The organism is Pseudomonas aeruginosa, from assembly GCF_001457615.1.
Taxonomy (GTDB): domain Bacteria; phylum Pseudomonadota; class Gammaproteobacteria; order Pseudomonadales; family Pseudomonadaceae; genus Pseudomonas; species Pseudomonas aeruginosa.
This window is the reverse complement of the sequence record NZ_LN831024.1, coordinates 1,825,607-1,837,601: the sequence shown is the minus strand read 5'-3', so window position 1 is coordinate 1,837,601 and position 11,995 is coordinate 1,825,607. Positions and strand designations below refer to the sequence as shown.

Here is an 11,995-nt window from a genome sequence, read left to right as displayed (position 1 = left end):
CGCGGATCAGGCCACAGCGTTCCGATGGAAATTCCGCGCCCATCATAGAACAGGCGTCCGCGTTACCGCAGGACGCCTGTCGTCGGACGATGCGCCAAGTCGCATCCGAATATTCAGAAACCGACGCTGGCCTGCATGAACAGCGTTCGCGGCTGACCCACGTAGATTCCCGAATTGTTGTCGCTGGAGCGGGTGAAATACTGCTTGTCGAACAGGTTCTTCACCCCGAGTCCGAGCTTCAGGTTCGACGCCTGCGGGCCGAAGTCGTAGCCGACGCGGGCATTCCAGGTCACGTAGCCGGGAATGTCGCCGTACTGGCCGTCGGCGCTGGGCTCGGTGATGTAGTTGTGGGTGAAGTTGCCCTGGCTGTCGGTGCTCAGCCCTGGCGCGCGCTGCATGGACTGGGCGAAGGCGTCGAGGTTGTAGGTCCAGCGGTCGACCTCGTAGCGCACCCCGGCGGTGGCCACCTGGCGCGAGTAGAGCGGCAGGTCGCGCCCCTTGAAGGAGGGAATGTCGCCTTCGTAGGTGGCGCGGGTATAGGTGAGGCTGCCGTAGACCGACAGGCCGTCCAGGCGCGGATCGAGAGCGGCGAAGTCATAGTGGCCGGAAGTCTCGATGCCCTGGTGCTTGGTGGCGCCGAGGTTGGTCCAGCCGACGTCGTTGCTGACGTACTGCAGCTCGTCGTCGAAGTCGATGTAGAACAGCGTGATCTCGCCGCCCCAGCTGCCGTTGTCGTAGCGCGTGCCCAGTTCGTAGGTCTTGGCCTTCTCCGGCTCCAGGCCGGCGGCGGTATCGTTGCCGCTGCCGCCCTGGCCGAGCTGGAAGTACTGCAGGCTGCCGAACGATTCGGAGTAGTTGGCGAACAGCTTCCACTCGTCGCTCAAGTGATACATCAGGCTCAGCGCCGGCAGCGGTTCGTTGTAGTCCTTGCTGCGCTTCTTCTCCTGCACCGGCTTGCCGTTCAGGCCGAGCACCGGGCGGTCGCGCCAGTCGCTGTCGATCTTCTCGAAGCGGATGCCGGGGGTGATGGTCCAGTTGCCAACATCGATCTTGTCGTCGATGTAGAAGGCGCTGGCCTCGGTGCCGCCGGTACGGTCCTGGTAGGTATGGCCGTCCGAGCCGGGACGCACGGTCGGCACATTGTCGACCAGGGCCAGCTGGCTGGCGCGCTCGTTCATCGCTTCCTTCAGGTAGCGGTAGCCGATGCCGACCTCCTGGGTGGTCGGGCCGGCGAAGAAGATCCGCGAGACCCGCGGCTCCACCGCGAACACATGGTAGTCGCGCGGGTACGAGGTGATGGTCCTGAGGTTGCGCGCGGCGATGCTGCTGCCGCGGAAACTGTCGCTGTAGTAGGTGAGCACCTCGAACTGGGTGAGGTCGTCGACCTGGCGGGTGTACTTCAGCGAGAAGTCCTTGCGCCGACCACGGAAATTGTCCCAGTCGCGTACCGACTGGAAGGGATCGTCGTCGTACTGCGCCTGGGTCAGGCCGCCTGGCATATCGGCGTAGGCGTCGTAGTAGTGGAAGTTGGCCGCCAACTGGTCGCTGTCGGTGAGCTGCCAATGGGTCTTGAGCAGCACGTCGTCGATATCGTTGTCGTTGTTGCCGTCGCGGTAGTCGGCGCCCTTCACCCCGGAATACAGCAGCGCCACGCCCAGGCCGTTGTCGGCGGTCCCGCCGAGGAACGCCTGGTTGAGCTTCTTCCAGCCGCCGTGGCCGGCATGCTCGATGGTGGTGCCGATTTCGCCGGAGAACTTCTCCGGAATCGCCCGGGTCACGAAGTTGATCACCCCGCCGACGTTCTGCGGGCCGTAGCGCACCGAGCCGGCGCCGCGCACGACGTCGATGCTCTCCAGGTTGCCGATGGACAGCGGCATCATCGACAGCTGCGGCTGGCCGTAGGGCGCCACCGCCGCCGGCACGCCGTCGATCATCACCGTCGAGCGCGGCGACAGGCGTGAAGTCAGGCCACGCACCCCGACGTTCAGGGAGATGTCGCTGCCGCCGGTACCGTTGTTGTCCTGCACTTGCACGCCGGGCACCTTGCGCAGCACGTCGCGGACGTTCTGCGCACCGCTCTCGAGCATTTCCCGACGACGCACCACGCTGCGCGCGCCGGGATGGTTCTGCACCACCGCCTGGTCGGCTTCGCCCAGCCAGTCGCCGACCACGGTGACCGTGCCCAGCTCCTTGGCTTCCTCTTCGGCCTGCGCCGCCTGCATGGACACACCCAGCGCGATGGCGACGGCCAGGCGCGACAACGAACTCACGGACGACATCGAGGCTCCCCCAGGGACGCAGGAAAAAGTGGGGCGCAAAATTACGGCAAATCGTAAAGAACGTAAATACAAATGATTTGCAAATGTGAGCTTGACTTATTCGTATGTCGTCAAGGACGAGCGCGCGCAGGCCGAGCGGTATTCACCCGGTGCCACCCCGTAGGCCTGCTTGAACTGGCGACCGAGGTGGCTCTGGTCGGCGAAGCCCAGCTCCAGGGCCACCTCCAGCGGCGCCCGGCCGCTCTTGAGCAGTGCCCTGGCCTGCTCCAGGCGGCGCTGTCTGAGCCAGGCGTGGGGCGGCATGCCGGTGGCGCGACGGAAGACCCGGGCAAAATGGAACGGGGACAGATTGACCGCCGCCGCCAGTTCCTCCAGAGAAGGCGGATCGAGCAACCGCGCCGCCAGCAGTTCGCGGGCGCGGGCCACCGCCAACGGCTCCTGCCCGGCCTTCGGCGCTTCTGGCAGGCGGGCGTGGCGACGGAACAGGGCGAGCATCGTCTCGCGCCAGCGGGTCTGGGTTTCCAGGCTGCCGGCATGCTCGGCCAGCAGGCGGTGCAAGTGGACGAAGGCGCGTGCCAGGGGCTGGTCGTGGATCACGCTGTCGGCGAAACGCGGCACGCCGCCATGATGGATTTCCAGCTCGTCGAGAATCCCGTCGATCTGTTCCATTTCCGGGTAGTAGCCGCGATAGAGCCAACCGGCATCATGGGCCTTGGAGCCGGTGTGCACTTCGTCGGGGTTGATCAGCACCATGCTGCCCAGCGGGGCTAGGTGCTCGCCGCCACGATGGCGGAAGCGCTGCGCGCCCTGCTCGATGATGACTAGGGCGAAGCTGCTGTGCACGTGCGGCGCGAAGCGCTGCTCCACATAGCGCGCGTGCAGCAGTTCGACGCCGCCCAGTTCGGCGGCGCGCCAGAAATGCGTGTGTTCTCCGCTCGTCTCGTCCGGCACTGCCGTCTCCTCGTTCGCCCGTCCGGACGGGCCGCCCAGCATACCGCAGGAGCGACGGAACCGGCTTCAGCCGGTGAAGCTGGCTTCCAGCGCCGCCTTGACCTGCGGCCATTCGTGGTCGGTGATGCTGTAGACGAAGGTGTCGTCTAGCCGCCCGCCGGCCAGCCGCCGGTGGTTGCGCAGCACGCCCTCGCGCTGCGCGCCGAGCTTGTCGATGGCGCCCTGGGCGCGCAGGTTGCTCGCCGCCGTGCTGAGCTGCACGCGGACTATGCGCAGGTTGTCGAAGGCATGCTTGAGCATCAGGTACTTGATCATGCGGTTCAGGCCGCTGCCGTGCTGGGCCTGGTCGAGCCAGGTCCAGCCGATCTCGCAGGCCGGCAAGGCGGGAAGGAACTCGGCGAAGCGCGTGGTCCCGACCAGTTGCACACCGAGGCGGACGGCGAGCGGCAACGCCCTGCCCTCGCGCTGCTCGGCGAGGCTCTGGCGGTACCAGTCCGGCCGCGTCGGTCCGTCCATGTACTGCAGCGCCTCGCGGTTGGCTTCGGCGAGGCTCACCAGCTCGGGAATGTCCGCTTCCACCAGCGGCTCGAGACGCAAGGCTCCGCGCTGCAGGGTGATCGGTAGCGGCTTGAACATGGGCGCCCTCCTCGACATCGACGCAAAACTCCGCTCCCATCAGAGCGTAGCGGCCGCGTTTAGTGCCGCAGCCGAAACCGGCTACGATGAACGGACAGCCGGCCGCCGGGGCCGTCCGCGCTCACGCAGCCCGGCACGCTACCAACTCCGCGCGTCCGGCTCAAGCATGCGTGCGACCTTGGTCGCAGGCGGCCTGACGCGCGGGCCGACAAGTGCGAAACTGGCGCGAAAGCAAGACCCCCGCCTCACGCCAGCTTCACGCGGGGACATCATCGGAGTTCGCATGTCGCTGTCCATCGGGCTGATCGCCGTGGTCGCCCTGGTCTACATGGCCATCCTGTTCGCCATCGCCTTCTATGGCGACCGTCGCCGCACCCCGCTCTCACCCCGCCTGCGCGCCTGGGTCTACAGCCTCTCCCTGGCAGTGTACTGCACCAGCTGGACCTTCTTCGGCGCGGTCGGCCAGGCCACCGACCAGCTCTGGTCGTTCCTGCCGATCTACCTCGGACCGGTGTTGCTGATGCTGTTCGCGCCCTGGGTGCTGCAGAAGATGATCATGATCAGCAAGCAGGAGAACATCACCTCCATCGCCGACTTCATCGCCGCCCGCTACGGCAAGTCGCAGGCACTGGCGGTGGTGGTGGCGCTGATCTGCATGGTCGGCGTGCTGCCCTACATCGCCCTGCAACTGAAAGGTATCGTCCTCGGGGTGAACCTGCTGATCGGCTCCGGCGCCGACTCCACCGGTACCCGCGCCCAGGACACGGCGCTGATCGTGTCGCTGGTGCTGGCGCTGTTCACCATCGTCTTCGGTACCCGCAGCCTGGATGTCACCGAACACCACCGCGGCATGGTCCTGGCCATCGCCTTCGAGTCGCTGGTCAAGCTCACCGCCTTCCTCGCCGTGGGCATCTTCGTCACCTTCGGCCTCTACGACGGCTTCGCCGATCTCTTCTCCCAGGCCCGCGCCGCGCCGCAGTTGGCCGACTACTGGGAAGAGACCGTGCACTGGCCGGCGATGCTGCTGCAGACCGGCGTGGCGATGACCGCGATCATGTGCCTGCCGCGGCAATTCCACGTCACCGTGGTGGAGAACATCGAGCCGCGCGACCTCAACCTGGCGCGCTGGGTGTTCCCCATCTACCTGGTGCTGGCCGCGTTGTTCGTGGTGCCGATCGCCCTCGCCGGCCAATTGCACCTGCCCGCCGGGGTAATGCCGGACTCCTTCGTCATCAGCCTGCCGCTGGCCGAGGCGCACCCGGCGCTGGCCCTGCTGGCATTCATTGGCGGCGCCTCGGCCGCCACCGGAATGGTCATCGTCGCCAGCGTCGCGCTGTCGACCATGGTCTCCAACGACATGCTCCTGCCGTGGCTGCTGCGACGCCGGGAAAAGGACACCGAACGGCCCTTCGAGGCCTTCCGTCACTGGCTGCTGACCGTACGCCGGGTGAGCATCGCGGTGATCCTGCTGCTCGCCTACGTGGCCTACCGCCTGCTCGGCTCCAGCGCCAGCCTGGCGACCATCGGCCAGATCGCCTTCGCCGCCATCGCCCAGCTCGGCCCGGCGATGATCGGCGCGCTGTACTGGAAACAGGCCAACCGCCGCGGGGTCTTCGCCGGCCTCGCCGCCGGCTCGCTGCTGTGGGCCTATACGCTGGTCCTGCCGGTGGTGGCCAAGGGCCTCGGCTGGCCGCTGGAGCGCATCCCCGGCCTGACCTGGCTGGCAAGCAATCCCTTCGGCCTGCCGATCGAGCCGCTGACCCAGGGCGTGCTGATCTCGCTGGTCGGCAACTTCGCCCTGTTCGGCCTGGTCTCGGTGCTCTCGCGCACCCGCGTGTCCGAGCACTGGCAGGCCAGCCGCTTCATCGGCCAGGAGATCTCCCAGCGGCAGAACTCGCGCTTCATGCTCGCGGTGCAGGTGGAAGACCTGCTGATGCTCGCCGCGCGTTTCGTCGGCGAGGAACGCGCGCGGCAAAGCTTCATCCGCTTCGCCTACCGCCAGGGCAAGGGCTTCACCCCGAACCAGACCGCCAACAACGAGTGGATCGCGCACACCGAGCGCCTGCTCGCCGGGGTCCTCGGCGCGTCCTCGGCGCGGGCGGTGGTGAAGGCCGCCATCGAAGGGCGCGAGATGCAGGTGGAGGACGTGGTGCGGATCGCCGACGAAGCCTCCGAGGTGCTGCAATTCAACCGCGCCCTGCTGCAGGGCGCGATCGAGAACATCACCCAGGGCATCAGCGTGGTCGACCAGTCGCTGCGCCTGGTGGCCTGGAACCACCGCTACCTGGAGCTGTTCGAGTACCCGGACGGGCTGATCTACGTCGGCCGGCCGATCGCCGACATCATCCGCTACAACGCCGATCGCGGCCTGTGCGGGCCCGGCGATCCGGACATGCACGTGGCCAAGCGCCTGTACTGGATGCGCCAGGGCACTCCGCACACCTCCGAGCGGCTGTTCCCCAACGGCCGGGTCATCGAGCTGATCGGCAACCCGATGCCCGGCGGCGGCTTCGTCATGAGCTTCACCGATATCACCGCCTACCGCGAGGCCGAACAGGGCCTCAAGGGCGCCAACGAGTCGCTGGAACAGCGGGTCCAGGAGCGTACCCAGGAACTTTCGCAGTTGAACCAGGAACTCAGCGAGGCGAAGAGCAACGCCGAGGCCGCCAACCAGTCGAAGACCCGCTTCCTCGCCGCCGTCAGCCACGACCTGATGCAGCCGCTGAACGCCGCGCGGCTGTTCTCCGCCGCCCTCGCCCACCAGGACGCGCTGCCCGGCGAGGTCCGCGACCTGGTGCAGCACCTCGACTCGTCGCTGCGTTCCGCCGAGGACCTGATCACCGACCTGCTGGACATCTCGCGCCTGGAAAGCGGCCGGGTCAGCGCCGAACGCAACCCGTTCCCGCTGAACAACCTCTACGATGCCCTCGGCGTCGAGTTCAAGGCGCTGGCCCAGGAACAGGGCCTGCATTTCCGCCTGCGCGGCAGTCAGCTGCGGGTGGACAGCGACATCAAGCTGCTGCGGCGCATCCTGCAGAACTTCCTGACCAACGCTTTCCGCTACGCCAAGGGCCACGTGCTGCTCGGCGTGCGCCGCGAGGACGGCTACCTGCGCCTGGAGGTCTGGGACCAGGGGCCGGGCATCCCACCGGACAAGCAGAAAGTCATCTTCGAAGAGTTCAAGCGCCTGGACAGCCACCAGACCCGCGCGGAGAAAGGCCTCGGTCTCGGCCTGGCGATCGCCGACCGGCTCTGCAAGGTCCTCGGCCATCCGCTGGAAGTACGTTCCTGGCCGGGCAAGGGCAGCGTCTTCAGCGTCCGCGTACCGCTGGCGCGGCAGGCGCCGCCGGCCCTGGCCAACGGCCACAAGGCCGAACCGGCGCAGGCGCTGAACGGCGCCCAGGTGCTCTGCGTGGACAACGAGGACAGCATCCTCGCCGGCATGAACAGCCTGCTCAGCCGCTGGGGCTGCCAGGTCTGGACCGCGCGCAGCCGCGAGGAATGCGCCACGCTGCTGGACAGCGAGATGCGCCCGCAACTGGCGTTGATCGACTATCACCTGGACGACGGCGAGACCGGTACGCAATTGATGGCCTGGCTGCGCACGCGCCTGGGCGAGCCGGTGCCGGGCGTGGTGATCAGCGCCGACGCGCGGCCGGAACTGGTGGCGGAGATCCACGCCGCCGGCCTCGACTACCTGTCCAAGCCGGTCAAGCCGGCCGCGTTGCGGGCCCTGCTCAGCCGCCATCTGAGCCTGCGCTGAGCGGGCCTCAGTGACGGCGGATCAGCAGCGCACGGATCTGCTGCGCGGTCTCGCCGTCGACTTCCGCGAGCATCCGCACCTTGCCGGCTACCAGCGCCGCCAGCGGCGCTCCGTCTCGATAGAGCAGGCGGTTGCCGGTCACCGCCGGCACCCGTTCGCCGGGTAGCAGGCCGCCCACCAGGTTCAACGGATCGACTGCCGACACCACCAGCATCGCCCCATCCGGCGGTCGCTTGCGCACCTCGCGCAACAGGCCGACCGCTTCCGCCAAGGCGAACTGCTCGCCGGCCAGGCCGGCGATGAAGCGCCCGCCGCGAATCTCGCCGCGCGCTTCCAGGCGATGGTAGACGCGCAGCAACTCGCGCCACGGCGGCAGCCAGTCGGCCTCGCGCTCCAGCAGGCGCCAGGCGACCACCCCATAGCGCCGCAGCAAGGTCCGGGCGACATGTTCGAGAACCTCCGCCGGCAAACGCTGCCCCGCCTCTTCCGCCTTCGCCCGGCGCAGCGGCGCCCAGCGCCCGGCGTCCTGCATGCCGCCCGGCAGGCCGCGCGAGCGGCGCTCCTGGCGGCTGCGCTTGTCCGCCGGCATCAGCAGGGTGCGCAGCCCGGCGAAGCTGTCGGCGTTGACCCGGCCGACCGAGACCAGCTCGCCGAGGGCGTTCTCCAGCTCGCTGCGCAGCAGGTGGGCATCCTGGCTCAGTTCGTCGAAGAACGATGCACCCTGCTCGCGCAGCACCTCCAGTACCCTGGCCGCGCGCGGCGACAGTTCCGGCTCCGGCGCGTCGCGCTGCAGGACGCTCCAGAGCCCCAGCTCGCGGCGCGGCAGGAGCACGATCGGCGCGCTGCGCAGCGGACCGCCGGCGGCCTTGCTGCGTCCGGCCAGGCGCGCCCAGACGATGCGTCCGGAACGGCACAGCTGGTCCAGCCAATGGCTGGCGTAGTCGGCCACCCGCGCTGCCAGCAGTTCGCTTTCCCAGGCGGCCGCCGCGGCCTGGAAACCTTCCAGTTGCTCGACCACCGTAGCCAGGGACTCCGCTCCCCGGCCACGGGTGCCCGGCGCCAGGCGCTGCCAGTCGAACAGGAAACGCATGAAATCGGCGCGCTCCACCGGCTCGATTTCCCGGCGCAGGCGCTTCACCGTATAGCGATGGATGCGCGCCAGCAGATGGCGTTCGCACCACTCCTCTTCCGTCGCGCCAGGACTGAAGCGGCCACGCAGCACATAGCCTTCGCGCTCCAGGGCGGCCAAGGCGTACTGCTGGTCGGCCAGGCCGATGCCCAGGTCGGCCGCCAACTGCCCGGCCGTGCGTGGCCCGAAGCCACCCAGGCGGGCGCGGGTCAGCTCCACGGTCGCCGCTTCCGCCGAGTCCGGCGGCGGATAGCCGCGAGGCGCCTGGAAAGCGTCGGGCACCTTCGCCGCGGGATGCACCAGGCGCATCGCCGGCAGGCGCTCCGCCGCCAGCCAGAGAGTGCTGCCTGCGCAGTCCAGGCGTCCGGCGCGGCGTTGCTCCGACAGTTGCGCAAGCCATTCCCCCCAGCCCGGATTGGCCTCGGCCTCGCCCGAGGTGAGGAAGCCCAGGCTGTTCAGCGCCTCATGCATCTCGTCGGCGTTGCGCGCTTCCGGCCAGGCCTCGCCACGCACCGCCTCGATCGCCTCAAGGTCCAGGGCACCGAGGTCGTCGGCGGACTCGGGATCGCTCCAGCGGCGATTCTGTACCGCCTGGGTACGCCGCTCCTCCAGCGGCGCATCGTCGAGATAGGCGTAGGGACGCGCGGTGAGTATCTCCGCCGCCAACGCCGAAGGCGCCGGCAGGTCGCGCGCCAGCAAGTCCACCGCGCCGCTCTCCATGTCGCGCAGCAGGGCCAGCCAGCCCTCGCAATCCATCGCCTCGTGCAGGCAGTCGTCAAGGGTCTGCGCCACCAGCGGGTGATCGGGCACCTCGCGCTCGCCGACGATATTCTCCAGGCACGCCACCTGGTCGGGGAACACGCTGGCCAGCAGATCCTCGCTCTTCATCCGCAGCAGTTGCGGCGGCACCTTGCGACCGCCGGCATAGCGCGGCAAACCGAGCGAGGTGGTCAGGTTCCAGCGCCAGCGCACGCCGAACAGCGGCGCGTCGAGCACGGCCTGTACCAACAGGTGCTCGGCGCTCGCCGAATGCAGGTAGCGCCAGACCTCGTCGAGGGGAAAGCTGTGGCTGGTGGACAGCGAGAGGATGATCGCGTCCTCGGTGGCCGCCGCCTGCAGCTCGAAGTTGAAGCTGCGGCAGAAACGCTTGCGTAGCGCCAGGCCCCAGGCGCGGTTGAGGCGGCTGCCGTGGGGACTGTGGATGATCAGTTGCATGCCGCCGGATTCGTCGAAGAAGCGTTCCATCACCAGCCGCCGGCTCCCGGGCAGGCCACCCAGGGCCTGGCGGGCGCGGGCCAGGTACTCGACGATCTGCCGCGCGGCGCCATCGTCCAGCCCGAGGGTGGCGCCGAGCCAGGCGATGGCTGGCTCCAGCCGCTGCCCTTCCGGCAATGCCTGGCCTTCGCCGAGCAGCTCGTCGAGGGTGTCGCGCAGGCGCGCCACGCTGGCCGACAGCTCGTCGCTGCGCCCCGGCGCCTCACCCAGCCAGAACGGAATGTTCGGCGGCTGGCCCTGGGCGTCCTCGACCCGTACCCGTCCCGGCTCGATGCGGATGATCCGGTACGAGGTGTTGCCCAGCTGGAACACGTCGCCGGCCAGGCTCTCCACCGCGAAGTCCTCGTTGACCGTTCCCACCAGCAGGCCCTGCGGCTCCAGCAGCACGCTGTAGTCGCCGGTATCGGGAATGGTCCCGCCGAGGTCAGCGCGGTCAGCCGCGCGCCACGGCGGCCACGGAGCAGGCCGTTGAGCGCATCGCGATGGAGATAGGCGCCGCGCACGCCGAGGCGTGAGTGGTAGCCCTCGGCGAGCATCCGCAGGACTTCGTCGAAACGCTCGCGCTCCAGCCCGGCGTAGGGCTCGGCGCGGATCACCAGGCGATAGAGGTCGTCCTCGCGCCACTCCTGGCAGGCCACTTCGGCGACGATCTGCTGCGCCAGCACGTCCAGCGGCTGGCGTGGCAGCACCAGGCTGTCCAGCTCGCCACGGCGCACGCTGTCGAGCAGCGCCGCGCATTCCACCAGGTCGTCGCGGGAGGTCGGGAACAACCGGCCCTTGGGGGTGCCGCCGACGCTGTGCCCGGAACGCCCGACCCGTTGCAGGAAGGCGGCGATGGAGCGCGGCGACGACAACTGGCAGACCAGCTCGACGTCGCCGATATCGATGCCCAGCTCCAGCGAGGCGGTCGCCACCAGTACCTTCAATTGCCCGGCCTTGAGGCGCTGCTCGGCATCCAGGCGCAGCTCCTTGGCCAGGCTGCCGTGGTGGGCCGCCACCTGGCGGCTGCCGAGGCGTTCGGCGAGGAAGCGGGTGACCCGCTCGGCCATGCGCCGGGTGTTGACGAACACCAGGGTGGTGCGGTGCTCGCCGGCCAGGTGCGCCAGGCGGTCGTAGACCAGCTCCCAGGTGTCGTTGGACATCACCGCTTCCAGCGCCACCGGCGGTACCTCGATGCCCAGGTCGCGGGGGCGCGTATAGCCGATGTCGACGATCCGGCAGGCCGGATCGCGCGGATTGCCGCTGGCGCCGACGAGGAAGCGCGCGACCTTCTCGATCGGTTTCTGCGTGGCGGACAGCCCGATCCGCAGCAGCGGTCGCGGACACAGCGCCTGCAGGCGCTCCAGCGACAGCGCCAGGTGGCTGCCGCGCTTGCTGCCGGCCAGGGCATGGATCTCGTCGACGATCACGCTGCGCACCCCGGCAAGCATCTGCCGGCCCGACTCCGAGCCGAGCAGGATGTACAGCGATTCGGGCGTGGTGACCAGGATGTGCGGCGGGCGCTTGCGCATCGATCCGCGCTCGTCCTGCGGCGTATCGCCGGTGCGCACCGCGCTACGGATATCGACGTCGGGCAGGCCGAGACGCGCCAGTTCCTCGCGGATGCCAGCCAGCGGTTGCTCCAGGTTGATGCGGATGTCGTTGGACAGCGCTTTCAGCGGCGAGACATAGACCACCTGGGTGGCATCCGCCAACTCGCCGCCGGCGGCCAGCCCCTCCACCACCAAGGCATCGATGGCGGCGAGGAAGGCGGTCAGGGTCTTGCCCGAACCGGTGGGCGCGGCGACCAGGGTCGAAAGCCCCTCGCGGATCGCCGGCCAGGCCTCCACCTGCGCCGGCGTGGGCGCGGCGAAGTGGCGTTCGAACCACTGGCGGACGACGGGATGGAACTCCGCCAGGGGCCGCGGAGCCGGCTCGGCGCGGCGGGCGGAAGAGGATGAAATAGGCATCATGCTCCGCACT

At 68.8% G+C, this 11,995-nt stretch carries 4 protein-coding genes and 1 pseudogene; 1 reads left to right on the top strand and 4 read right to left on the bottom strand.

Translation table 11 applies throughout. The annotated features are described in order from the left end of the window. Positions 1 to 113: 113 nt before the first annotated feature. The 3 genes from AT700_RS08465 to AT700_RS08455 form a co-directional block, all read right to left on the bottom strand. Entirely contained in the window at positions 114 to 2,279 is a 2,166-nt protein-coding gene (locus AT700_RS08465) for a TonB-dependent receptor family protein (protein WP_003115567.1), read from the bottom strand. 96 nt (positions 2,280 to 2,375) lie between these two features. Further along, on the bottom strand, positions 2,376 to 3,230 hold the full coding sequence (locus AT700_RS08460; protein ID WP_003091607.1) for an AraC family transcriptional regulator: 855 nt from the start codon (positions 3,228 to 3,230) through the stop codon (positions 2,376 to 2,378). A gap of 66 nt (positions 3,231 to 3,296) precedes the next feature. Next, positions 3,297 to 3,884, bottom strand: coding sequence for a GNAT family N-acetyltransferase (locus AT700_RS08455; RefSeq protein ID WP_078801548.1), 588 nt, complete (start codon positions 3,882 to 3,884; stop codon positions 3,297 to 3,299). 265 nt (positions 3,885 to 4,149) lie between these two features. On the opposite strand from AT700_RS08455, the gene AT700_RS08450 reads away from it, so the two are divergent. Continuing rightward, complete coding sequence (locus tag AT700_RS08450) at positions 4,150 to 7,629, top strand: PAS domain-containing hybrid sensor histidine kinase/response regulator (protein WP_003117605.1); 3,480 nt, start codon at positions 4,150 to 4,152, stop codon at positions 7,627 to 7,629. Between the two features lie 7 nt (positions 7,630 to 7,636). Here the strand turns inward: AT700_RS08450 and AT700_RS08445 are convergent. After that, positions 7,637 to 11,982 (bottom strand): annotated as a pseudogene (locus tag AT700_RS08445) (DEAD/DEAH box helicase). Positions 11,983 to 11,995: the final 13 nt, after the last annotated feature.

What these genes read in the sequence shown, in the direction of transcription:
- AT700_RS08465 (WP_003115567.1), bottom strand. Translation starts at nt 2,279, where the DNA reads ATGTCGTCCGTGAGTTCGTTGTCGCGCCTGGCCGTCGCCATCGCGCTG.
- AT700_RS08455 (WP_078801548.1), bottom strand. Translation starts at nt 3,884, where the DNA reads ATGTCGAGGAGGGCGCCCATGTTCAAGCCGCTACCGATCACCCTGCAG.
- AT700_RS08450 (WP_003117605.1), top strand. Translation starts at nt 4,150, where the DNA reads ATGTCGCTGTCCATCGGGCTGATCGCCGTGGTCGCCCTGGTCTACATG.